Annotated in this window: 23 protein-coding genes and 1 other annotated feature; of the genes, 3 read left to right on the top strand and 20 right to left on the bottom strand. The window is 51.8% G+C overall.

Features of this window, described 5'->3' with window-relative positions; translation table 11 throughout:
• Window positions 1-28: 28 nt before the first annotated feature.
• Together AC50Y3_RS10210 and AC50Y3_RS10205 are read right to left on the bottom strand one after the other, a co-directional pair.
• Window positions 29-559: a deoxycytidylate deaminase gene (locus tag AC50Y3_RS10210; RefSeq protein ID WP_494818671.1), complete on the bottom strand. Its 531-nt coding sequence runs from the start codon at window positions 557-559 to the stop codon at window positions 29-31.
• A 178-nt stretch (window positions 560-737) separates the two neighbouring features.
• Window positions 738-1274: a ComEA family DNA-binding protein gene (locus tag AC50Y3_RS10205; RefSeq protein ID WP_494818670.1), complete on the bottom strand. Its 537-nt coding sequence runs from the start codon at window positions 1272-1274 to the stop codon at window positions 738-740.
• A gap of 176 nt (window positions 1275-1450) precedes the next feature.
• Between AC50Y3_RS10205 and comER the strand changes: the two genes are divergently transcribed.
• Complete coding sequence (gene comER / locus AC50Y3_RS10200) at window positions 1451-2290, top strand: late competence protein ComER (RefSeq protein WP_494818669.1); 840 nt, start codon at window positions 1451-1453, stop codon at window positions 2288-2290.
• A gap of 73 nt (window positions 2291-2363) precedes the next feature.
• On the opposite strand, the gene leuS is transcribed toward comER, so the two are convergent.
• From leuS to AC50Y3_RS10115, 17 genes are all read right to left on the bottom strand, one after another.
• Entirely contained in the window at window positions 2364-4808 is a 2445-nt protein-coding gene (gene leuS, locus AC50Y3_RS10195) for a leucine--tRNA ligase (protein ID WP_494818668.1), read from the bottom strand.
• Window positions 4809-4890: 82 nt separating this feature from the next.
• Window positions 4891-5121 (bottom strand) — a binding site (T-box leader).
• A gap of 68 nt (window positions 5122-5189) precedes the next feature.
• Complete coding sequence (locus AC50Y3_RS10190; protein ID WP_494818667.1) at window positions 5190-5948, bottom strand: class I SAM-dependent DNA methyltransferase; 759 nt, start codon at window positions 5946-5948, stop codon at window positions 5190-5192.
• A gap of 2 nt (window positions 5949-5950) precedes the next feature.
• Window positions 5951-6889: a CvfB family protein gene (locus tag AC50Y3_RS10185; RefSeq protein WP_494818666.1), complete on the bottom strand. Its 939-nt coding sequence runs from the start codon at window positions 6887-6889 to the stop codon at window positions 5951-5953.
• Window positions 6886-7233, bottom strand: coding sequence for a ribosome silencing factor (gene rsfS, locus AC50Y3_RS10180; RefSeq protein ID WP_494818665.1), 348 nt, complete (start codon window positions 7231-7233; stop codon window positions 6886-6888). The genes AC50Y3_RS10185 and rsfS overlap by 4 nt, the downstream gene beginning before the upstream one ends.
• Window positions 7230-7805, bottom strand: coding sequence for a bis(5'-nucleosyl)-tetraphosphatase (symmetrical) YqeK (gene yqeK, locus AC50Y3_RS10175; protein WP_494818664.1), 576 nt, complete (start codon window positions 7803-7805; stop codon window positions 7230-7232). The genes rsfS and yqeK overlap by 4 nt, the downstream gene beginning before the upstream one ends.
• Window positions 7795-8391, bottom strand: coding sequence for a nicotinate-nucleotide adenylyltransferase (gene nadD / locus AC50Y3_RS10170; RefSeq protein WP_494818663.1), 597 nt, complete (start codon window positions 8389-8391; stop codon window positions 7795-7797). Before nadD ends, yqeK begins: the two co-directional genes overlap by 11 nt.
• A 29-nt stretch (window positions 8392-8420) precedes the next feature.
• The gene (gene yhbY, locus AC50Y3_RS10165) at window positions 8421-8711 is read right to left on the bottom strand and encodes a ribosome assembly RNA-binding protein YhbY (protein ID WP_091219793.1); all 291 of its coding nucleotides are present in this window, start codon (window positions 8709-8711) and stop codon (window positions 8421-8423) included.
• 40 nt (window positions 8712-8751) lie between these two features.
• Window positions 8752-9612, bottom strand: coding sequence for a shikimate dehydrogenase (gene aroE / locus AC50Y3_RS10160; RefSeq protein WP_494818662.1), 861 nt, complete (start codon window positions 9610-9612; stop codon window positions 8752-8754).
• 51 nt (window positions 9613-9663) lie between these two features.
• Window positions 9664-10788 (bottom strand): ribosome biogenesis GTPase YqeH, encoded by a 1125-nt coding sequence (gene yqeH, locus AC50Y3_RS10155; protein WP_494818661.1) that lies wholly within the window; start codon window positions 10786-10788, stop codon window positions 9664-9666.
• Entirely contained in the window at window positions 10785-11339 is a 555-nt protein-coding gene (locus AC50Y3_RS10150; protein ID WP_494819217.1) for a YqeG family HAD IIIA-type phosphatase, read from the bottom strand. Before AC50Y3_RS10150 ends, yqeH begins: the two co-directional genes overlap by 4 nt.
• Before the next feature lie 95 nt (window positions 11340-11434).
• On the bottom strand, window positions 11435-13669 hold the full coding sequence (locus AC50Y3_RS10145; protein ID WP_494818660.1) for a DUF4129 domain-containing transglutaminase family protein: 2235 nt from the start codon (window positions 13667-13669) through the stop codon (window positions 11435-11437).
• On the bottom strand, window positions 13666-14928 hold the full coding sequence (locus AC50Y3_RS10140; protein WP_494818659.1) for a DUF58 domain-containing protein: 1263 nt from the start codon (window positions 14926-14928) through the stop codon (window positions 13666-13668). Before AC50Y3_RS10140 ends, AC50Y3_RS10145 begins: the two co-directional genes overlap by 4 nt.
• A gap of 5 nt (window positions 14929-14933) precedes the next feature.
• Window positions 14934-15890 carry an AAA family ATPase gene (locus AC50Y3_RS10135; protein ID WP_494818658.1) on the bottom strand — a complete coding sequence of 319 codons (957 nt, stop codon included), beginning with the start codon at window positions 15888-15890 and terminating at the stop codon, window positions 14934-14936.
• A 184-nt stretch (window positions 15891-16074) separates the two neighbouring features.
• Entirely contained in the window at window positions 16075-16425 is a 351-nt protein-coding gene (gene spoVAE / locus AC50Y3_RS10130; protein ID WP_494818657.1) for a stage V sporulation protein AE, read from the bottom strand.
• A gap of 26 nt (window positions 16426-16451) precedes the next feature.
• Window positions 16452-17468 carry a stage V sporulation protein AD gene (spoVAD, locus tag AC50Y3_RS10125; RefSeq protein WP_494818656.1) on the bottom strand — a complete coding sequence of 339 codons (1017 nt, stop codon included), beginning with the start codon at window positions 17466-17468 and terminating at the stop codon, window positions 16452-16454.
• Window positions 17455-17922 (bottom strand): stage V sporulation protein AC, encoded by a 468-nt coding sequence (gene spoVAC, locus AC50Y3_RS10120; RefSeq protein WP_494818655.1) that lies wholly within the window; start codon window positions 17920-17922, stop codon window positions 17455-17457. Before spoVAC ends, spoVAD begins: the two co-directional genes overlap by 14 nt.
• A 381-nt stretch (window positions 17923-18303) precedes the next feature.
• Window positions 18304-19410 carry a LacI family DNA-binding transcriptional regulator gene (locus AC50Y3_RS10115; protein ID WP_494818654.1) on the bottom strand — a complete coding sequence of 369 codons (1107 nt, stop codon included), beginning with the start codon at window positions 19408-19410 and terminating at the stop codon, window positions 18304-18306.
• A gap of 151 nt (window positions 19411-19561) precedes the next feature.
• Here AC50Y3_RS10115 and AC50Y3_RS10110 point away from each other — a divergent pair, with 151 nt between their 5' ends.
• Both AC50Y3_RS10110 and AC50Y3_RS10105 read left to right on the top strand, forming a co-directional pair.
• Window positions 19562-22732: a beta-galactosidase gene (locus AC50Y3_RS10110; protein ID WP_494819216.1), complete on the top strand. Its 3171-nt coding sequence runs from the start codon at window positions 19562-19564 to the stop codon at window positions 22730-22732.
• A 160-nt stretch (window positions 22733-22892) separates the two neighbouring features.
• The gene (locus AC50Y3_RS10105) at window positions 22893-24158 is read left to right on the top strand and encodes a helix-turn-helix domain-containing protein (protein ID WP_494818653.1); all 1266 of its coding nucleotides are present in this window, start codon (window positions 22893-22895) and stop codon (window positions 24156-24158) included.
• 59 nt (window positions 24159-24217) lie between these two features.
• On the opposite strand, the gene AC50Y3_RS10100 is transcribed toward AC50Y3_RS10105, so the two are convergent.
• Entirely contained in the window at window positions 24218-24790 is a 573-nt protein-coding gene (locus AC50Y3_RS10100; RefSeq protein ID WP_494818652.1) for a nitroreductase family protein, read from the bottom strand.
• Window positions 24791-24851 lie beyond the last annotated feature (61 nt).

Genomic DNA, 24851 nt, shown 5'->3' with positions numbered 1-24851 from the left:
GGAGGTTCTTCCCCACATGTGCTGATGATTATCCAATAACATTCATACCTGCTTGAGCCGGCGGCTCATAAGCAGCAAGATTACGGAAAACGATCCCCTTTAAGCTCATAAGCGATGCTACTTTATCGCTGTCTTTGGCATATGCACGATGATATACAATCTCGCGCACACCGCTGTTAGCAAGCATATTCGCGCAGGTCCAGCAAGGCTGATCCGTCACATACACGGTTGAACGCTCACGGTCAATCCGGTCTGTAAACAGAAGCAAATTTTGTTCCGCATGAATCGTACGGATACATCGCTGCTTCTTAACCATTTGCTCCACATCGCCGACTTGCTTCATCTCGAGCTCCTCGACGATCATGCAGCCATCCTCAGAGCAGTCTGCCACGCCCATAGGCGCGCCGTTATAAGCCGTCCCAAGCAGCTTCTTCCCCTGTACCAGAACAGTACCGACATGTCGGCGCGGGCAACGCGAACGAGTAGAAACCATGTACGCAATATCCATAAAATAAGTGTCCCAGTCTTTTCTGGCGCTGTCTTGAACCTCTTCTGTCATCTCTGCAGCCCTTCCTCCTTGCGCATCCATGTTCTTCTGCAATCTATACCTCTCATTCAATCCGGCGTCACAAGTACGGGCTTGGGAACGTATGATCATTAATAAGAGGAATCCATTCTATTTACTTCAGGTGTGATTATAGCCGTTGCAGCCCGATATTTCTCTTATTGTCGCATAATCAGGGATGGAGAACAATGGAAGATTTCATTTTCTCAAGCAGCTTCGGACCTATGCCTTTCACGCGAAGCAAATCCTCTAAGCTGTTATAGAAACCGTTTTTCTCCCGATCCTCAATAATCGCTTTGGCTTTGGAGGCACCAATACCGGGAATCGCATCCAGCTCCTCAGCCGTGGCGTGGTTGATGTCGATCTTCCCACCAGTCGCATCATCTGAACGCACCTCTTTCTCATTACCCGCAGCAACTGGCTTTGTACCAGCAGCTTCCGGTGCAGTCTCTCTAACCAAAGCATCGTTTGACTGTACCGCTGCCACATCAGGTGTCGGTTCCGCACCGCCGCCCAATTGTTTGTCGGCTATTCGCTGCTCAAGCGGCTTTAATGCCCTGTCTACCTCCTCATTCACCGAAACCCAGCCTGGCGGCTCCGCAGCCTTCGGATGTACGATAGCAATGACAGCCAATAGGATCGCGGCGAGAAACATGGCATAAATCAATAGCTTTTGCCGATCTATTCGGTCTGTTCCTTTTTGCAGCATACCTATACTCCTCCCCAATTTAGAAAACTTTGTCATTTTTATCGTTATTGCTGGTCATGATGTCCTTGCTGCCCGGCATAACGTAGTAAGAGCACCATAAATACTTTACCGCTCCACTTACCCATTACTGTGTTAAAGCTGCGCTGATCGCCTTATAGCGCATAGGAGGGATTGCGATGAATGTCGGATTTATCGGGATTGGAAGCATGGGCAGCTTGCTCATCGATACGTTTATCGGATCGGGAGCTCTGAAGCCGTCGCAAATAACAGCCAGCAACCGTACTTTAGCAAAAGCAATCTGCTTAGCTGACCGCCATCCCGGTCTTCAGGCTGTCCCTTCGAACCGCGATGCCGTCATCGATCAGGATCTGATCTTTCTATGTATTAAACCGATGGAGTTCAAAAACGTCATCGACCAAATCCGCGATGTCATCCAGCCGCAGCAGATTGTCATCTCGATCACAAGTCCGGTTATGATCGAGCAGCTGGAGGAATCGCTTCCTTGTAAAGTAGCCAAAGTCATTCCGAGCATCACAAACTATATGTGCAGCGGCGTATCCTTGTGTATGTTCGGCGACCGGATGACCGAAGCCGATAAGAATCGCTTGAACCATCTGCTCTCCTATATCAGCGAGCCGATGCCAATCAAAGAGCAGCATACGCGAATCGTCTCGGATTTATCCAGCTGCGGTCCGGCCATCATGTCTTACCTCCTCCAGCGTTTCATCGATGCGGCCGCAGAGGAAACGAACATTCCGCGTGATGAGGCGCGTATCGTTGCCAGCGAAATGCTCTTAGGCACAGGCCAGCTCTTAACGGCGGGCGGCATGTCACCTGAGGAACTGCAACGACGTGTTGCAGTGCCCGGCGGTATTACTGCACAAGCGCTGGCGCTGCTAAATAATGAGCTGGACGGCGTGTTCAATCGGCTCATTCGAGCCACACATGCCAAATACAACGAAGATTTAGAACGTGTAAAAGTGTCCTTATACGGCAAAGAGGTGAACGGCCCTTAACGCATGCTTTGCGTTAAGAGGTCGCTCACCTCTTTCTTTATTATTTGTGGATGCGGTAGAACCCACGCTTTGTTTAGCCTACTACGATATTAACCAGCTTGCCTTTAACGACGATCAGCTTGCGAACGGTTTTCCCTGCGATTGCTTCCGCTACTTTCTCGGACTCCTTCGCGATTCGCTCCATCTCTGCTTCGTCCGTATCTGCAGCAATTGAAATCCGCTCAACGATTTTGCCGTTCACTTGTACGACGATTTCAACTTCTTGGTCAACGGTCAACGATTCATCGAAAGTCGGCCATGCCGCATAAGTTAAGGCATCCGTACGACCCAGCTTCGACCACAGCTCTTCCGCAATGTGCGGCGCAAGCGGCGAAAGCATTTGAACAAAGCTCTCCATTGCTTCGCGTGGCAAGGATTCCGCTTTGTAAGCATCGTTGACGAAAATCATCAACTGGCTGATCGCCGTATTGAAACGAAGGTTCTCGTAATCATCGGTAATCTTCTTCACGGTACGGTGCCATGTGCGTTTGAACGCTTCGGACACATCGCCGCTGCCGCCGATTTTCTCAGCAAGCTCTCCGCTGTCCGTAACGAACAAGCGCCATACGCGAGCCAAGAAGCGGTACATGCCTTCAACGCCGTTTGTGTTCCAAGGCTTAGTCGCTTCAAGCGGCCCCATGAACATTTCGTACATACGAAGTGTGTCAGCGCCGTATACGTTCACGATATCGTCCGGATTGATAACGTTACCGCGTGATTTACTCATTTTCTCATTGTTGGTACCCAAGATCATGCCTTGATTAACCAGCTTATGGAACGGTTCTTTCGTATCCACTACGCCGATATCGTAGAGCACTTTATGCCAGAAGCGTGCATACAGCAAGTGAAGCACGGCATGCTCAGCGCCGCCGATATACAGATCAACCGGAAGCCACTCGGCTTGTTTCTCTTTGGAGCACAATTCTTTATCGTTATGCGGATCAATGAAACGCAGGTAGTACCAGCAGCTGCCGGCCCATTGCGGCATCGTGTTCGTTTCGCGACGCGCGCGCAAACCGGTTTCCGGATCGATCGTTTCGACCCACTCCGTTACATTCGCAAGCGGAGATTCGCCTGTACCCGATGGTTTGATTTGATCCACGTCAGGAAGCAGCAGCGGCAATTGATCATCCGGCACCGGCTTCATTTTGCCGTCTTCCAAATGGAGAATCGGAATCGGCTCGCCCCAGTAGCGCTGACGGCTGAACAGCCAATCGCGAAGACGGTAAGTCACTTTGCCTTGGCCTTTGCCTTCCGCTTCCAGCCATTCGATAGCGCGTGCAATCGCCGCTTCATTGCTCAGACCGTCCAAGAATCCGGAATTCACATGCGGACCGTCGCCTGCGAAAGCTTCTGCCAGCACATCGCCGCCTTGAACGACTTCTACAATCGGCAAATCGAACTGCTTTGCAAATTCCCAGTCGCGTTGATCATGTCCCGGAACGGCCATAATTGCGCCTGTGCCATAACCGGCAAGGACGTAATCGGCAATCCAAATCGGAACAAGCGCACCGTTAACCGGATTGACTGCATAAGCACCGGTGAATACGCCGCTCTTGTCTTTATTCAGATCCGTACGCTCAAGGTCGCTCTTGCGTGCGGCTGTTTCTTGATAATCCTTTACAGCTGCTTGCTGCGCGGAAGTTGTAATCACATCTACCAGCTCGTGCTCCGGCGCAAGTACGCAGTACGAAGCTCCGAAGAGCGTATCCGGACGAGTCGTAAATACAACAAGGGATGCATCATGTCCGTCGATGGCGAACGTAACTTCCGCGCCTTTGGATTTACCGATCCAGTTGCGCTGCATGTCTTTAATACTCTCGGTCCAATCCAGCTCTTCCAAATCTTCAAGCAAACGCTCTGCGTATTCCGTAATGCGCAGCACCCATTGGCGCATCGGCTTACGAATAACCGGATGGTTGCCGCGCTCGCTCAAGCCGTTGATGACTTCCTCATTGGCAAGAACCGTACCAAGCGCCGGACACCAGTTAACCGGCACTTCGGCTACATAAGCCAAGCCTTTATTGAACAGCTGAATAAAGATCCACTGCGTCCACTTGTAGTAGTCCGGATCTGTTGTGCTGAATTCGCGGTCCCAATCGTAGGAGAAACCTAGCGATTTAATTTGACGGCGGAAATTGTTGATGTTCTTGACCGTAATCTCACGCGGGTGTTCACCGGTATCCAGCGCATGCTGCTCAGCAGGCAAACCGAATGCATCCCAGCCCATCGGATGAAGCACGTTATAGCCGCGCATTCTCTTATAACGCGAGACGATATCTGTTGCGGTGTAACCTTCCGGATGGCCGACATGAAGTCCCGCTCCGGATGGATAAGGGAACATATCAAGTGCGTAGAATTTCGGTTTCCCTGCATCCTCGGTCGTCTTGAACGACTTGTTCTCATCCCAATGCTTCTGCCATTTCGGCTCAATGACTAACGGGTTATATCCCTGTTGATCCTGGCGTTCCTGTGTCATAACGAATTGCCTCCCTATTCTCTCTTCCATGCCAAACCAGTCCTTATTAGAAAACAAAAAAACTCCCGTCCCTAGCGACAACGCTAGGGACGAGAGATTATTCTCCCGTGGTACCACCCTAGTTAGCAAACGACATGCTTTGTCGCTGCTCACTCTTTGCCCTTAACGCAGGCGAAACGGCACGTTTACCACTGAAATCGTGTTCACGCGCGGCTCCAAGGCGAGTTCACTTCACGTTGGTCCGGCTTGCACCTACCGCCGGCTCTCTGATCCAAACGCTGCTAAAGCTACTGCTCCTCTTCAACACCTAAATAGATAGTTCGATTATAAAGAAGCGAATCCTGTCATGTCAAGGCATAGAACGCCCGGAATCTGTCATTTTCACTTGATTGCCGCAAAAAACAGCCGTTCTGATTCCGAATTAGCCTCATCCATCGTGAAATCCGCAAATTGCTCCACATGACTGAATCCTGCCATTAGCAGTGATTCCCGAATCCACTCCGCGTCATACGCCCGTTGTACGTGCGTCTCCTCAATGCGAGAATAACTGTCTCGCGGACCGCTCTCCTGCGCAAATATCGTCAGCCGGTGCTCGATCTCAACTCGCTCTTCATCCAGCTCGCAGGTCCAAATGTAAGCCACATCCGGATCATCGAGTACAAAAGGCTGCTCATCCGCATACCTAGCTAACGTCTTCGGCGCATGGACATCAAAAAGGAACAGACCGCCTGACTTCAAGCCTTGATAGGTTGCCTGAAAAGCGGCTTGGACCTCTTCTTCCTCCGTCAGATAGTTGATGCAATCGCAGAAAGAGATAACGGCATCGACCTCTTCGCCGATCTCCCACTCGGTCATATCCTGCTGAAGCCAAGTAATCGAGCCGCCGCTGCGTGAAGGTTCATCCCCCCACTTGCTTTGCCCAATGGTCAGCATATCGGAGGAAAGATCAATCGCGTAGACCTGATAACCGCTTCGTGCCAGCGGAATCGCAATGCTGCCTGTTCCGCATCCCAGATCAACGACAGTCTTAGGCGTTCCGTATCGCTTCCAGCAATCCTCTGCGAACTTCAGCCACTGCGGATACGGCATCTCTTCCATCAGTCTGTCATATACGGAGGCGAAATGCCGATAAGCTTCCATCTCTATTCCCCCGCGTCTGCCGCAGAAGTTGCCTGCGTCGTGGCAGTCGCCGCCGCCTTCGCTTGCTCGGTCAGCTTCGTCCAGCTTCCTTCTTGGACGACGAGTCCTTCGCGCATCAGCTTACCGATAGCCCGCTTGAACGCGCCTTTGCTGATGCTGAATTTCTCCTTGATGATTTCGGCTTGCGTTTCATCCGAATATGGCATAGCGCCGTTCGGACGCTCCTTCAAGAAGGTCAGAATACGCTCCGAATCTTCTACACGTCCTACTTCCTTACGCTGATTCATGGACAGATTGACACGTCCGTCCTCACGTACGAAAGTAACCCGCGCTTTCACACGCTCACCGAGTCGCAGCAACCGCGTCCGCTCATCGGCAGGGATAAAGCCATAAGCGCCAAATCCGATTACGCCGCCATCGATCATCACAAACGAGCCGATCTTCAGCGTCTTCGTTACCCAGCCCTCGACCCAAGTGTTATGCCAAGCTTGCGGCGCATGGAATGCCAGCTCCGAGAGTTCTTCCTCGAAGGCCACTTTAGCGACAAGACGGCCTATTTTGTCATGGGCAAGAATAACATGAACCTCATCGCCGCGTTTCGGGCGAAGCTCTTTCAATTCCGGCTGCTCAGAGAGCGGCAGCAGAAGCTGACGGCCAAGGCCCATCTCGAGAAAGGCTCCGATTCGCGGATGAATATCCGCTACCGCGAGTCTCGCCACAGTACCGAGCTGAATGAGAGGCGTCTTCATCGTTGCGGCGATCCGATCCTCCGAATCGAAGAACAGAAATACATCATAGAATTGTCCGATTTGCGGACGGTGTCCGACAAGCTCGGTATAGTGGAGCAGCACTTCCGATTCGCCATCGGTCATGAAATAACCATAAGGCGAAACTTCGCGTGCCAACTTAAGCTTCATCGTAGTACCGGCAATTAAACTCATGCGAATTCCACGACCTTCGCGTCGGACCATAGACGTTCGATATTGTAATATTCGCGCTCTTCGCGGTGGAATACATGGACTACAACATCACCGATGTCTACCAGCACCCATCTTCCGGTATCCGCGCCTTCAATCCCGCGAACACGTACGCCGCGCGACTCTGCTTGTTTGCGAATTTCTGTTGTAATGGCCTGCACCTGCACATCCGAATTCCCGTGGCAGATGACAAAATAGTCCGCTACAAGCGAGATGTTTTTCAAGTCAAGCGCGATTACATTTTGCGCTTTTTTATCATCGGCTGCCTTAACTACAAGCTTGAGCAGCTCGTCGGAATGAACCGTCATAGCCCCGCCTCCCGTATCGTTAGTAGTAAATCATTGCGCGCTGCGACTGTAAGCGGATAAATCCGTTTTCCCTGCTGCAGCAAATAAGAAATCGTTGAATCAAACCCCGCGACCAAAGCGCGTTCCACACTATGCTCCGCTAACTCCCGAATGGATTGAACTGCGGGAAAATCGCGGCCCGGCTCCATATAATCGGCCAGACAAACGACCTTGTCCATCAGGGTCATCTTCTCGCGACCGGAGGTATGGTAACGAATCGCATCAAGAATTTCAAGGTCTTTGACACCATAATCGCGCTCAGCGACGAACGCGCCAACAGGCGCATGCCACAGCTCTTTATCAAACAGTAATAGATCAGCGGGGAGCTCTTCTTCCCGAATGATCACTTCCATGCGGGAGGTGGCCCAATATTTGGCGACATCATGCAGAATAGCTGCCTGCTCCGCTTTGACAGGATCGGCACCGAACCGCTCCGCAAGAATAACGGATGTCTCCATTACGCCGACCGTGTGGGTCCATCTCCGCTCCGGCATCTCGGCCTTTACCCTGGCAATCATCTCATCACGATTCATAGAGTTCGTTCCTTCTGATGAACGAATATACCTTCTCCGGAACGAGGAAACGAATCGACCGGCCCTGTGCACGACGATTCCGGATATCCGTGGATGAGATACCAATCTGCGGCATCTCAATCATCGACAGTCTTTCCTGCAGATAAACGGGAAGAGCATCAACCTTCAGCTCTTCGCCGGCTCTGCGTACACCGATAAAACGAACCAGCTTTGCCAATTCCTCGATTTGATGCCACTGCGGCAGGTCATTGACGCGGTCCGAACCGATGATGATGCTGAACTCCCTGTCCGGATACAAGTCCATGAGTGATTTTACCGTATCGATCGTGTAACTGGTGCCTTCACGCTCCAGTTCAACATCCATCCCGCGGAAATGAGGTTGAAAATCGATTGCACGGTACACCATCTCCAGCCGTGTCTGGCCGTCAGCAAGAGGCCCGTTTTCTTTCAGCGGCGGATGACCGGCAGGAATAAACCAAACCTCGTCCAGTCCGCAAGCTTCGCGTGCCGATTCGGCAGCCAGCAAATGGCCATAATGAATGGGGTCGAACGTTCCGCCCATAAATCCCACTTTAATCAACGACATGACTCCTCTCGCCTTAGCCGAACCTGCCTTTAAGGAAGCTCGATTGTTTTGTTATCTTTCGATTCTTTGTACAATACGATCGTTTTGCCGATGACTTGAACGAGCTCGGAGCCGGATTCTTCTGCGATCCATTGGCCTACTTCCTTGGGGTCATCCATACAGTTGTTCAGCACGGAGACTTTGATCAATTCACGAACTTCGATCGCTTCTTCGATATGGCGAACGAGATGATCGTTGGTGCCGCCTTTACCTACTTGAAAAATCGGCGTTAAATGATGCGCCAGCGAGCGCAAATGACGTTTTTGTTTACCTGTTAACATATGTGATTCCTTCTCTCGTCAAAATAAAAACTGAACTTCCCTATTTGGCGAGCAGCGCCTCCAGCACCGTCTCCCGCATAGCGGCAACCGGAGCCGGACGGCCCGTCCAATATTCAAAGGCATAGGCGCCTTGATAGATAAACATGCCAAGCCCGCCGTGAATGCGGCAGCCTCGTTCTTGCGCCTCCGCGAGAAATCTCGTCGTCAGCGGGTTATAAATAAGATCGCTCGCCACCGTATCCGGTTTCAGCCATGTACTGTCGATCGGTGTGGCCTCCACATTCGGATACATACCAAGCGAGGTTGTATTAATAATGATATCATTCAAGCCGCAAGCTTCCTGCAATTCATCCTGTCCAATGGCACGAATCGAAGGAACCAGTGGTCGGAATGCATCTGCAAGCTCTTCGGCACGAGCTACCGTACGGTTGGATATCGTAATCGAGCCGACGCCTTCACGGGCCAGTGCGTACAGAATGCCTCTAGTCGCGCCGCCTGCACCGATAATCAGCACATTAGCACCTGCAAGATCAGACTTCGCCTCTTCTTTAAGCGACCGCACATAACCAAGTCCGTCGGTGTTGTAGCCTGTCAAATGACCGTCTGTGTTCACAATCGTGTTCACAGCACCGATCGCCTGCGCGCTCTCATCGATTTCATCCAGCAGAGGCATAATATCGAGCTTATGCGGAATCGTCACGTTCACGCCGCGAATCCCCATCGCTCGTACACCTGCCACGAAATCTCCAAGTCGGTCACCTGTAATATGAAAAGCGGTGTAAATGCCATTGATGCCGGTCTCTCGGAATGCGCGGTTCATCATAATCGGCGATTTCGAATGCCGGATCGGATCCCCGATTACACTGTAGAGCACGGTATGGCTGTCCACTGCGTTGCCCATCCTTCTGTTCACTCTCCCCATGCAAGATGAATCGGCAGTTACACTATTCGATTAGATCAACGCATCGCGCTGCAGCACTCGAATCCCCTTCGGTGCGAATACATCAACCAGCGCGCCGCTGCTGCCGTTGATATGGATCCAGCCCAAACCGGAGATAAACACATCCGTATCCGTGCCGCGTTTAATCGTCAAACGATGACGCGTCCATGCCGGCATTTCCTCTAGCTGCTCCTTGGAAGGAGGTGCAAGCATTTCGCCTTTATGCGTTTCGTACAGCTCGTCTGCGCGCTCGAGTTTCGTCCGGTGCACCTGAAGCGCATTCGAGACATAGAGGGAGAACGATTGACGATCCCCTTCTATAAAATCAAACCTCGCCAGTGCGCCGACAAACAGCGTTTGCCCCGCATTCAGCTGATAGACCAGCTGCTTGATCGGTTTATCCGGCAGCAAGGCGCCAAGCACCTCGCGCGGTACGATCTCTGTCATCCGGTGCGAATAAACGATTCCCGGGGTATCAATGATTTCATTCCCGTCATCAAGCGGGATATGAACCGCATCAAGCGTTGTTCCCGGGTAGCGAGATGTTGTCAGCTCGCGATCCAGGTCGCTGTAATCGCGAATCAGTCGGTTAATCAGCGTTGATTTCCCAACGTTAGTGGCCCCGACAACATACACATCGCGCTTACCTCGGTGCGTTCCGATCGCTTCGATAACGCGCTCAAAGCCGATATTGCGCTTCGCGGAGCAAAGCACCACATCGACAACCTTCAAGCCCTGCGCTTTCGTTTGTTTCTGCACCCAGTTGAGTATCCGGTTCGGGTTAATGCTCTTCGGCAGTAAGTCAATCTTGTTCACCACGAGCAAAACGGGATTGTTGCCGACGAACCGCTGCAAGCCGGAGATCAGGCTGCCTTCGAAATCAAACAAGTCGACAATATGTACGACCAGGCTTTGCGTATTCGCAATACCGCTTAGCAGTCGCAGAAAGTCGTCTTGATCCACAGCGATTGACGCTGCTTCATTATAGTTCTTGATCCGGAAGCATCTTTGGCAGATGGCCGGATCCTTAGCAAGCGCCGCTTGCGGGATGTAACCCAGCTTGTCCGATGATTCGGTTTGCAGCTTCACGCCGCAGCCGGCGCAAGCATTCTTGTCTTCTTGATGGTAAGTAGTCATGATTTCTTATGTTCCTCCTCGGGCCATAGCCCTTTCTTCCGCAGACGGGACAGGGCAATGCGTTCCAGAAACCGATTGAAACGGGTCATGATTCCTTCATCATGTGGTGCGATTGGACGGACGAGAATTGTAAACAATCCCATCCTTCTTCCGCCAAGCACATCTGTCATCATTTGATCACCAATTACGACCGTTTGCTCCGCGGACAAACCCAGCTCGTTAAGCGCGCGAGTAAACGCCCTTCCGGCCGGCTTTCGGGCAGCATGTACGAATGGAATATTCAGCGGCTCCGCGAACTTCCCGACCCGTGTCTGATTATTGTTGGATACGATGACAACCTTGAAGCCAAGATTATCGCGCACATCGTCGAGCCATTTGACAAGCTCCGGCGTAGCCAGCGGTTCTCTTGCTCCGACGAGTGTGTTATCGAGGTCTGTAATGATGCCTCTCATTCCTTGCTCTTTCAAGGTATGCATATTGATATCATAAATGGTATTGACGCGCATGTGCGGCAACAGCCGTTCAAACATAGTTTCGACTCCCCTGCTTATCGCTATCACGCAAACTATACCATAATTAGTGAATTTGTTGCAAAAAAGCCGCTAAAGATGCGTAAAACACACCTTTAAGCGGCTTGAAAGCTTGACTATCCCAAATGCTCCCGAATTTGTTTCATCGTCAGCGATAAACGATCTGCTTCTTCCCGCGTCATCGTCTTATTGCTGTACATCGCTTGCTCGAACGCCACTTGCACCTCACGGAACTGCGTTTGCAGCGAAGAGAGCCTACCCGACCAGCGTACCATCGTTTCTCGGACCGTCTCATATTCGTTATAATCAAGCCCCTTCTTGCGGCAATGCTTAATCAGACGGTTAGTTTCTCTTACAATTCGCTCATTGATCGTGGCGGAGCCACCGCGATATCTCTTGAGCTGCGCCAGCAAGGGACGGAAGCCCAGCACTGCGAGCGCCAGCGCAAGAACAGAAGCTGCAGTCCAGAACATCCAAGCTTTCACCTTAAAGCCGCTATCCTCAGCAGGCTGCGTGACGTCGTCCAGTTCCGGAACCGGAACAGGTGCGAGCTCAGGCTCTGCTTTATCCTTCGGCACCGCATAAGGAAATGCGAATCCGGAAGTCGCTTCGAAAGGCAGCCAGCCATAGCCGTTGAAATAAATTTCAACCCAGGAATGCGCATCTGCGTTTCGCACGGTGTACGTGCCTGCATCGCTCTCTTCCGTTTCTATGCCTGTCATTCCTTGGAGACGCTGCATTTCCGGATCAACCGGTTTAGAGCCGGGCGAATACCCTTTCACCCATCTGGCAGGAATACCTAGTGTACGCGACATGACGGCGAGCGATGTGGAGAAGTAATCGCAGTATCCCTCGCGCACTTCAAATAGGAAGGAATCCACAAAATCATCGCTCACACGCTTCGACAAGTCAGGTGTATTGGTATACGAATAGGTCGCCTGCAAATAGGAAACCAACAAATTCACTTTATCGTAAGGCGTTGCTCCCGTAGACGTAATATTCTGAGCAAGCTGCTTCACGCGAACCGGTAAAGTATCCGGCAGCTGCAGATACATAGGATCGATGTCGGTACTCAGTGTCGCAGGTGCTCCGGTTTCCATCGCGGCCACATCCAGAATCGGAATGCTTGATTGGATGATGTAGCTCTCCGGGTAGCTGGTCGTGCTGGATTTGGGCAGTCGCAGCTCCCAAGCATCGGACATCCAATTCAGCTTAGGCAGCGACGTATTCTTCCCATTGACCGCAAGCACGGACGAGATCGGTCCAGCACCGAATAAGACCGGGTACTTATCCTTCTTCAGCATCGTAATCGTCTGATCGACAACCTCTGTCTTCGTTGTATCCGCAATACCGTTGGATTTCAGTATTTGCTTACTTACGATAGAGCCGAGTGCCTTCTCTTTCTTCTCCAGCGGAGCCTCCGACCAGCCCTTACCGCTATAGAGCGATTTGGTTTCACCGCGCCAATAGCTGCGTTTGGTCGTCGTGACGGTCATGATAGGCGTATAATCGAATTCAAATCCGTTACCGAGCTCATTGTCGTCCCGGCTGTAGCCGGATTTCCCATCCGCATTGTTCTTGCTGGCGGGAACGATAATCGCTTTGTCTCCCACCAAATTAGGAATGGATTCCCCGCGCGCTTCTTTCCACGCCGTATAAGGATCCGTCAAGATTGGCTTCACAGCCGGCACAAACAGACCTGCACCCATAACAAGCGTAATAATAAGCAGCATCGGCAGAAACAAGCTTAGCGGATATTCCAGAAGCTGCGCCCAATTCTCAGGATGGCGTTCCTTGAATCTTGAGAAGTGGCTTGCAACCAGCCAACCAAGACCGATGAAAACCAGCCAGGCTATCTCGTCCCACAGATGGATCGGTGTAAACAAGGAATCTGCTGCAGCCAGCGATAGAATCGCAAGTCCCACGGCGATCATCATATAGGCTCGTTTATGGCGCAGCAGGACAATGGCATGGAAAACCGCCCATGCGCCAAGGCTTATCCATATGAAAGGAGTCAGTTGGTCGTATTGAAGCCGGAACCAATCCACCCACTGCGTAACGGATCGTTTATCACCTTCGAATGCCACCCAAACGTACCCCGAATAAGCTGCATTAAGTCCAACCAGCGATATCAGCTGTACCGTTCCGGAAAGCAGCTTGGAAGGGATGAGCAGATTAGCCGCAACAGCGGCGAATAAGACTCCATTGACGATTGTATAGGTCTCCGGCCACCAGTAATCACCCAAGCATCGAATCCACTGATAAACAATAAGTGCGGAAAATATAGCCGATAGTTTACGATAAACATCTGCGGAAAACCATTTGATTGCCACACGGTTGAAGGTTCTCATGACAGCTGACCTCCTTCAAGCGCGTCTGGCAGTTCTTGCAGCGAACTGATTGCATGCACCGCGAAGCCGTTCTTACGCAGCAGTTTCATCCATTCGTTGCTGCGGCTTTCACTGACGGCGATACTCTTCCCTAGAGTAGACTTAGACTGCAAATGGATGAGGACAGGGACGACGCCGGTACGGTTTAGCCATTCCATCGCACGAACGGTTTCTTCGCCTACTTGCGGACTGACAATAACAACAAAGGAACCCGCTGCTGCAAGCGTTCCGGACTGCCGGATGGCGCGATATAGGGGCTGTTCTCCATCCGCTTGCACACGGACCAGATGGTTCATCATCAGCTCGCGTTGTTCAGCAGCCGCTTTGGGCGTGAAGCCTTCACTCTTCTTGCCGGCCGAAATCAACCCGACGGCAGTCGCTCGCCGAAACCCGAATTCCAAAAGCGAGGCAGCAGCCGAAACCGCCAGCTCGAATTGGTCCTTGTTCTCATATGAACCGGCATACCGATCCAGCATGACGACGGTTCGCGGAAGGGATTCGCGCTCGAATTCCTTTGACTTCCACTGCCCTGTCTTTGCCGTAGCATTCCAATGAATCCTAGACAGACGATCGCCATAAATATATTCGCGGACACCGTTGATCTGTGTCGTTTCTTTCGCTGATAGACGTGATGCAGAGGTCGAGTACGGCCCCTTCGAACCTCGTTTCATCTGCTTCCACTGCCGAATCACTGCGATCCGCGGATACACGGTGAACGGCTCGGACGATTCGAAAGATCCCTTGTGCTCGAATAAACCGAATATGTCCCGCGTTGAGCATTCTGTTGAATCAAACCGGTAGACACCGCGTTCCAGCGGCGGTGTTACGTATTGAACCACACCGTTTCTGCGATAGTTCGGCACGAAGGAAGCTTCAATCGGAATCACGGTCCCGCTTATACTCTTCAAACGGTCGCGAACGAGTACGTACGGGATGGGCCAGACGCCCGGAATTTGCATGGTCAGACTTACTTCAAGCCGTGTCCCGGCAGACAATGACTGCTCACTAATCGAGTTCGCACCGTTGCTCAGCCTCCGAACTCCGGTTACCGATGCAATACCGCTCCACCTGCCAAAGACCAAATAAATCAGCAGCACATTAAAGATACAGAACAACATGAAAGACGTCTTGCCGCCTTGAAAAAGTAAAAATAAGAGCGAGATCACATATACAAGGCCGATAAAACGCCATCTAAACATTGTCGCTTTAGCCGTAAGCATCAGCGTCAGCGCTCCATTCGGACAGGGACATTCGTGTCACGGATGACGGATTGAATCACGTCCTCAGGCTTCAGACCGTTCATTCTGGCTTCCGTATGCATAATCATCCGATGAGCTAGCACCGAGGAAGCAAGCAGCTTCACATCATCAGGTATGACATAATCGCGTTCTTGCAGATAAGCGTTTGCTCTGGCTGCTGCCGTCAGGGAAATAGCAGCACGCGGACTCGCGCCAAGCTGTACGCCGCTGTGATTGCGCGTTGCACGTACAATTCGCACGATATAATCGGCAACCGCTTCGTCAAGATGCACTCGTTTAACGGCTTCCATCATAACGGCGATTTGCTCGACATCTACTACCGACTCCAGCTTATCTGCCGGAGAGGAAGCATTAGGAGATATAATCATTTGCCTCTCTGTCGCGGCATCTGGATAGCCGAGTGAAAGTTTCATCATAAATCGGTCAAGCTGTGCCTCTGGGAGCGTATACGTGCCATCGAATTCGATGGGATTCTGCGTGGCAATCATCGTGAACGGTACCGGTAATTCGTGCGACTCGCCATCCACCGTAACATGATGTTCTTCCATCGCTTCCAATAGTGCCGATTGTGTCTTCGTGGTCGCGCGGTTGATCTCATCGACCAACAACAAATTCGTCATGACCGGACCGGGCCGGAACATAAAGGTTTCATTCTTCGGATGATAGATTGCAACGCCGGTTATATCAGTTGGGAGTAGATCGGGGTTACATTGAATGCGTCGGAATTGGCCGCCTATTGTGCGGGAAAGTGCTTTGACAAGCTGTGTTTTGCCCGTTCCCGGCACATCCTCGATGAGTACATGGCCGCCGGCAAGCAGCGCTGTAAGCAGTCTCTCGATTTCGACTTCTTTACCCAATATACAACTGCCCAAATTACGGCGAATTTCCTTACATAAGCGATACTCTGCTGTACGATTGTCCATGACAATTCCTCCCGGATGATGGTAGTTGGATATGAGAGTAGTGATTCTATTATTTTACAAAAAATACAACTACTCGTATAGCAACATATCCGCCAAAAAAAATTGGAGAATCCCACAGGGACGCTCCAATTCGGTAGAACTGTCTATATTTTCCGCTTATCCTCAGCTAGTTGAATGTCTACTGCTACCCCTTAGGCCGAACCGCCAGCGCTGCCAAAAAGGAGAAAATAATCGCGGCGGAAATCCCCGCGCTCGTGATGCTGAATATACCGGTAATGATCCCGATCCAGCCATCCTTCTGATACTCCGTTACAGCGCCGTGCACAAGCGCGTTGCCGAAGCTCGTTATTGGTACCGTTGCTCCTGCGCCGGCAAATTTGACGAGTGGTTCATACAAGCCGACCCCGTCCACTACGGCACCTGCAACAACGAGTGTTGCCATCGTATGCGCAGGTGTCAGCTTCGCAATATCAAACATAAGCTGGCCGATGACGCAAATGCCCCCGCCCACGATAAAAGCCCATAAATAGATCATGTAAACTCTGCTCCTTTCCTTCCCTATTAGTTGTGCATTGGACTTTCGAGCGCTACGGCGTGGGCAATACATGGGATCGATTCGCCTTGTTGGAACGACAGCGGCGAGAGCAGTGCGCCTGTCGCGCAGACGAGAATTCGTTTCAGCTCCCCTTGCTTCAGCCGCTTTAACAGATGACCATAAGTAACCGTTGCCGAACAGCCGCAGCCGCTTCCCCCGGCTTGCACCTTCTGGTTTTGCACATCGTAGATCATTAAGCCGCAATCGCCGAAAACCGTATCTTCCATCGGTACGCCATCCCGCTTCAGCAGGTCTTTCGCGATGCCATGCCCGACTGTAGCCAAATCCCCTGTCACGATCAAATCATAGTCTTTCGGCTGCCTGCCTGTATCGTTAAAATGCGACTTCAAGGTGTCGACAGCAGCCGGGGCCATCGCCGCTCCCATATTAAACGGGTCCGTAATACCCAGATCTACAATCCGACCGATTGTTGCACATTCCACAATAGGACCGTCGCCTGCTGGGGCAACGACGACCGCACCTGCTCCGGTTACGGTGTATTGTGCCGTCGGCGGTTTCTGGGAGCCATATTCCGTTGGATAGCGGAATTGTTTCTCCGCTGTGCAGTTATGGCTGCAAGTACCTGCAAGCACATATTCGCCAGAGCCGGAATTGACGATTAGCGATGCAATGGCAAGCGATTCCATTGACGTTGAGCAAGCGCCGAATACACCGAGATAAGGGGCACCGATTGTTCTGGCCGCGAAGCTGTTGCTAATAATTTGGTTCATCAGATCGCCGCCGACATAGAACTGCAGCTGCTGCTTGTTGACTTTGGCATATTTCAGCGCCATCTCCGATGCTTGCTCAAGCAGGAGTCGCTCCGCCTTCTCCCAGCTCTTCTGCTGCATATCGAGCTCCGGATGGACAAGATCGAAATCTGCTGCCAGCGGTCCTTCGCCTTCATCCGGACCGACGACGGTCGCGGCGCCGATAATGACCGGACGCTGATCAAACCACCATGTTTGTTTACCGCGTAGCATGGAAAGTCCCCTCGATTCCGAACACTAAGTAGACGATACCGACTAGAAATGCAGCAACGACGCCAAATACGATGACAGAGCCAGCCAGCTTGAACATATTCGCGCCTACACCGAGCACGAGGCCTTCACTTCGGTGCTCAAGCGCCGCTGAACACATCGAGTTCGCGAAGCCTGTAACGGGGACTGCGGTGCCCGCTCCTGCCCACTGCGCAATCTTGTCGTATACACCAAGACAAGTCAGAATGACAGAAATTAAAATTAGTACAGCTACCGTCGGATTGCCCGCATCTTCTTTGGACATATGGAGCCCATATATGAACACTTCCGTTATGGCTTGTCCAAGTACACATATGAAGCCACCGACTAAGAAGGCCCGAACGCAATTTGCCAGTACGGATCTTGCCGGCTCGCGTTTCTTGGCGTAGGCCTGATATTCTTTAGGTGACATAGACATTTTTTGGTATTTGCCTTGTCCTGCGCTTTTCGTTGCGATGATGGTTGCCTCCTTGGGTTCGTCTTTCTGGAGTATGTGTTAAATTGTCGTCCATTATGCCGAATTTGGAAGAGGCGCCAGACAGTTAAGAAAATGCAAAAAAACCTTCGGTATGGCAACCAAAGGTTTACACGGTAAAGCCCGGCAGTGAAGCTTATAGGAACGCGATAAACAATAACACAACCAGCAGCACGAACAGCACAAGCGCAAGCAGCATCGATATTCTACGGGCATGTTGCTCCATTTGCATGTGGGGAGGCTCCTCTCCGCCTGAAACGGCTTCTGCGCTATCTTATGCGGGCTTGTGCGGATACGAGATTTGTCCAGCCCAGAATAAATGCGTCAGCCTGAATTTCGCACAACCAATTTGGCGGAAAGGATGATTTTCTCCGGCTGCGCCTCGGACTGCGCAAGCTTGCGCGCAAACTGCTCCACGGCTCGAATGCCCAGCCATTCCTTCGCCAAATCTACCGTAGTCAGCGGAACAACCGCCTCCATCCCCGGAGCCGTATTATCTATGCCGACGACTCTCACTTTCTTCATGATGCCTTTCTGCTCGAGCAGCTGGAGCAGGCATAAGGCAATGTCGTCGTTCGCGCAAATGTACCCATCCGGCAGTTCTTCATGCTGATCAGCCTCTCCCTTTGCGATCGCGGTGCTGTACATTGCATCTAATCGCCGCTCAAGACCGTTTTGCCACGCATTCCACTGCGTGCTTCCATAGGGAACGGTCCATTTCTTCAGCTGCGCGGCCGGTTTACCCGGCGCACCGCGTCGTCCTTCTTTCGACTCATCCAACGCCAGCTTGCAGCCCCACCACCGCTCGCGAAAACTAACGGCAAAGCTGTCACGACCGACAAAGACAAGAGAGTTGCAGCCCTGCGTCAACAAATGATGGCAGGCCATCCGGCCCGCATCCGTATTCGCATTTAGCACCGCATCCGCACCGATCAACGGCTCTTCATGATCAACCAGCACCATGGGAAGCCCGAGACGTTTCAACTTGAGCAGCGTGTCCAGCGGGCATTTGCCGGCAATAATGAACCCGGCTGCAGTGCTTGCTGCTGCATGCCCGGACTCCGACTCAGGCTTAGGCGCCAGCCAATCTTGTGCAGCCGCATTTTCCGCCATTCCGAATGTAAAGAACTTCGGCGTCATGCCATGCATATGGCAGCCGGCCTCAAGCCCTTCTCTGACTCGCTGCCAGAAATGCGGTTCCTTCACATGCTGTTCAGCTAAACCGATATGTACGATTCTTGCTCCTTGTACCTCGTCTGCCTGCCCGGCAGGTACCGGTCGCACCTTATAGCCCAGTGCGCTGGCCAGAGCTGTCACTTCCCTGCGGGTCGCCTCACTGACGCCCGGTTTACCTGCGAGCGCTTGAGAAACGGTATATTTGGAAACCCCTAGACGGTCGGCTATTTGCTGCATCGATATTTTCTGTGCCACGGCTGTTTTACCCCTTCATACCCGCAATAATTCCAATTGACTTTTCTTTAGTTTACCTCTAAAGTTGGCCCCGGATAAAGAGCAGATCAACCTAACAAACCTAACAATATGTGAACAAGAAGAACTAACTAGGAGAGGCAGTGACTTGAGAATGAGCAGCACTATTTTATTCTATGATGAAAATTTCCCCTATTCCGGAGATCGCCCTGATGCCGGAGCACTGGCACAGCTAAGAGAAAGCTTCCAAATCGTAACCGCAGCGGAACTCGCAGATCGTATGCCGGGTGCTTCTACATATGTGCATCTTCACGGTTCCTATTTCCCTAAATCAGCTTGGCCCTCTATTCTCGCACATGCGAATGAAGGCAAAGGTCTCCTGGTAGCGGGCGGCGCACCGTTTAAGACACCTGTCTATGAAGAGAACGGCGAATGGCAATTAGAGCCGGACCAAACGGCCTACCATCAACAGCTGCATATCCATGAGGCACTTCCTGTTACTGTAGAAGGCGTTGCCAAGCTGCAGCATTTCCGCGATATTCCGCTCTTTGCCGGCTACGAATCCTTGTTTGCGATCGAGTCCACCTTCGGCCTTGCGCTGCATGTCACAAGAGCGGATGACAAGCCGGGCGAGGGCGGCTCTGCCGGCCCGATCGACGCCCACATCTATCCGCTGCTTCGCGGAATCAGCGGAGATGGTCTTGCGCGTGAGCTGTCTGCTCCCGCTATCTTGCTTGAGCACACGAAAGGTCCTTTCAGCGGCGGACGCTGGATGCTCATCAATCAGCCACTGCGCAGCTCGTTCTGGACAGGCAACGGCGCTGCCGCACTTACCGAGTGGGCAGGCTTCACTTCGGAGGGCGTTACAGAGCTATGGCTGAAGCCGAATTACGGCTCGTATGAGCTTGGAGAACGTCCGGTGTTGATGCTCCAAGGTCAGCAGCTGCAATTGGCTCGCGACGAGCGGACAAGCAATCAAGCAGCAGCGGCTTGGTCGTTCAATATGCGCGTACGCAAAGCGAAGAGCAATACGGTCAGCGAGCCTACCCCTTCTTTTGTCTATGAAGAGGATGATTTCACAGAAGTATGGCGCAGCAAGGCAGAGCTTGCGATCGGCCGCGAGCTGAGCATTCAGCGCATCGTGCTGCCTTTTAACGTAGAATCAGGCTTCTATGTCGTAGAATGCGAAGCCGTTTCCCCTGAGGGCGAACACCGCTTGCTCCGTCAAGGCTTCTGGGGCATGGATGAGGCGCTGCTCAAATCCGGGGAGATGATTACTTGCGATCGGGACTATTTCCGGAAAAACGGACGTCCGCTTCCGATTGTCGGCATGACTTACATGACGAGCGACGTGGCGCGTAAATATTTGTTCCTGCCAAATGCAGCTGTTTGGGATCGCGACATGGCACAAATGAAACGTGCGGGCATCAACTCGATCCGTACCGGGATCTGGACAGCGTATCGCAGCGTCATGTACGTTGACGGTCATCCTTACGAAGAGGTGCTGCGCGCAATTGATGCCTTCTTCCTCACGGCTAAGCGGTATGACCTTGAAGTGACGTTCAACTTCTTCGCTTTCACGCCGGAAGCATGGGAAGGCGTCAACCCTTACCTGGATCCGCGCAGTGTGGAAGCGCAGAAACGGTTTATTGCAGCTATCGTATCCCGCCATGCCGAATCGAAGCATGTTCATTGGGATTTGATCAATGAGCCATCCATGTTCGATCCGACACGGATCTTCTCCGGACCGCGATCCGCTCACGATCAGTTCGAGAAAGCCCATTATGTCAAATGGCTGCAAGAGCGCCATGGCTCGATTCGCGTGCTGCAAGAGCGCTGGAATATGACGCCTTCGGAGCTGCCGTCCTTTGAGTCCGTGAAGCTTCCTGAAGCAAGCGAAATCAGCTTCGGAACAACAAATACGCTGAAGAAACATGGCGGTCCGTGGCTCGACTACACGTTGTTTACGATGGATATGCACAACCGCTGGGCTTCCCAGCTCGTTGCGACAATTCGTGCGATTCAGCCGAAGCAGCTGGTTACTGTTGGGCAGGATGAAGGGCTGGGCGCTCAACGTCCATCGCCGTTCTTCTACGCGCAAGAGGTCGATTATACGACGGTTCACTCGTGGTGGCTGATGGACAATCTCGTATGGGATGGTATTTTCGCCAAAGCACCGGATAAACCGAACCTCATTCAAGAAACCGGCATTATGTACGTGGAGACGCCGGATGGCCGTGCCAAACGCAGCGAAGAAGAGCTTCGCAACATTCTGGAGCGCAAATATGCGTATGCCTTCTCTACTGGCGGAGCCGGTGCGGTTCAGTGGATCTGGAACATTAACTTCTACATGAACAATATCAATGAGTCCCATATCGGAGCGCTGCGCGCAGATGGTACGGAGAAACCGGAAGCAAACGTATCGTATGATTTCGGCGCATTCATGGAACAAATTCGCGACTTGTTCGAGGATCGTAAACTGGAAGAGGTTGCGGTTGTTTTCCCTTATTCCAACGACTTCTCGAACCGTAAGCTTGCTTATGGAGCAACCACTCGCGCAATTCGGACCTTGTCCTACACGATGAATGTTCACGCATTCGGCCTTGGAGAATATCAGCTGGATTCACTTGCCGTTACGAAGCCGAAGCTCATTATTGTGCCAAGCGCTCATAACTTCAGCAGCCAAGCGCTGGATCAGCTGCTCTCGCATGTGAAGGCTAATGGCGGTACGCTGCTCTTTACCGGTCCGCTTGGACTCGATGAGTACTGGCGCCCGGTTGAGCGCTTGACCGGCGAGCTGGGACAGAACGCGGTCAGCAACTTGCTTCGCGAAGAGCTGCTTGAGCTCGGCAATGGCGTGCTGCACCCGATTTCCTTCGGCGGCGATCGCATCACGGACAGCAACAAAGGTGTACTCACCTCCGCCGATAAAGGCCCTGCCAAAGTGACGGACATTGCGATCGGCGCAGGCCGCCTGCTCTGGTGCCCGCTTCCGCTTGAGCTGAATGAGCGCCTTGAGCCGCTGCAAGCGGTGTACGGTGCTGCACTGGCGCAAGCCGGCGTAGCTGAAGAGCTCGAATGGCTGCACGGCGGGGAGCTGCCCGGCGTTTACGGCCGCAAGCTGGCGTTCGCTTCCGGTTCGCTATACATTTTCGTATCCGAATTCGGCTGCGATACGGCCATTGAAGTCCGCGATCCACAGTCGGGTACCGTGTACGCCTTTACATTGCCACAGGAGCGGACCGTCATGTTCGCTGCAGATGCTGACGGCAAACTGCTTGCGGTTTATCGTCCGAATGAGGTTCAGATCGACGTCTCCCTGTAATATGGCGAAGACAAGCAGAACGGAGAGAGCTCCCTGCTTGTCTTTTCTTTTTGTCATACAGGCTTCAAGGTCATGTTATAATGGTGAAATCGTATCATTCTCAAGCCCTGTCGAACCAGTTGTTGAAGCGGTTAAGGGGTTGCAGTTGGAGGAATCACACATGCATGTAGGGAAAATCATCAAATTTTATCGCGAACAAGCACGTATGACCCAAGAACAGCTAGGCAGAGGCATTTGCTCTGATACACATATCAGCAAAATCGAGCGAGGCTCGACGGATTTCTCGCCCGAGGTCAGTTCACTACTCACCGAACGGTTGAATATCAACCTCGAACATGAGCTCGTTAAATTAAACACAATTAAGAAGCGGCTATTTGCATGGCATGAAGCGATCGTGATGCTGATGTTAGATGAGATGGAAGCGATTAAGCTTGAGCTCGAGAATGAGCAACTGATTCAGATATCGGATTATACTGCACTCTACCAATTGATTCAGGCCAAATATTATCTGGCGCATTCCCAATCGGACGCCGCCTATACCATCGTACAGAAGATGCAGCGCAGCCACTCCAAACTCCCGACCTATGAGAGCAATCTCCTGCTTCACGTAACGGGAATCTGCTTTCTCGCTAGACAAGACTATCGAACGGCGATTGACACATTGAAGCAAATCGACGCTGAGGAATATAACAATCCGGAATATTACTATCATATGGCTGTAGCCTATCATTGGATTGGTTCACACATGATGGCCTATTATTACGGGGAGAAATCGCTTCGTTTCTTCAAAGACAGCCGTAACTTCGTGAGAACCATCGATGCAGAGATGCTGTTGTTGCTGCAGGTCGTGTTCGATGAGAATCGCAACCATGCGGATATTATTTTGCGTTTCGAGAATTTGATTAAGTCCTGTGACATCTGTAACGCCCCGGAGCGTAAAAGGATTGCGCTTCATAATCTAGCCTATGAATATCTGGAACAGAGCAATTACGAGATGGCGTTCCAGTATTATCAAGCTTCGATGGAGCTGAATAATCCAAAGACCATGCTGTACCTGCTCTCTCTCGAAGGTTATATCCGCTGTTCCTTGCAGGGGAATCTGCTGAGCAAAGATGAACTGCTTCGCGTTACGGAAGGCGGATTCCGATCTGCGAAAGAAATTCATGACCAGATGCTGCAGATCCGGTTCCAGCTTCTCCTCTACAAAATCGAAGAGCAGCACGAGCACTATTATAGTTATTTGCGTAACCATGCGCTGGCCATTATCCGTAAGAATGGTGACGCCATGCTGGTGGAGCGTTACGAGAAAGATTTGTTCAACTACTACATGACCACCGGTCAAATGGAGCTGGCGCTGGAAACGGCTAGTTTCTTGATTAATAAAGACAAACCGCTGAACAAAAAAGAAGAGATGATTCCCGGTTGATCCGGGAGCCATCTCTTTTTATTCGTTCGCTGCATTCGATTGCCCTAGCTTAGTCCAGCTTAGCCGTCAATCCAAGTCGTCTTCAATTCCGCTGCTGCCCGCCTCGGCTGAGGCGGAGCCATGTCCGGAACACCAAGATAGATGAATCCGAGCATCTTATCCTGAGGACGCAAGCCGAAGCTTTCATTCATCAGCGGATGGTAGCAAGGTTCGCCGCTGCGCCATACAGCGCCAAGGCCAAGTGCGTGTATGGTAAGCAGCATGTTCTGGATGGCTGCATTTACTGCGCCGTATTCCTCGAGCTCTATGATATCGTGCCGTTCAACAGGCGAGACGGCAACTGCGATTATGACCGGTGCGCGGAATGCTTTTTTCTTAGCTGATTCGCCTTTAAGCTCATTCTCAGGCGTTGAAGGGTCAGCTTCGCCGGCAAGAGCAATACGCGCAAGCGCATCGCCGAGCTGCTTGCGTCCGTCGCCGCGAAGGACGAAGAACCGCCATGGCTCTGTTAGACGATGATTCGGCGCATAGATGCCCGCTTCCAATATCTGCTCGATAATCGCTTTGTCGATCGGATCCTGCGTTACTTTACCAATACTTCTTCTTGTGCGAATTGCCTCGTGAATATTCATTGACCGTCTCCTATTCTAGTAAGTGATACTATAATTGTAGCATAATTCAACTCAATATTTG

Source organism: Paenibacillus sp. J22R98 (assembly GCF_059383835.1).
The sequence above is the reverse complement of the archived record's forward strand: the minus strand, read 5'-3'. Positions and strand labels throughout refer to the sequence as shown.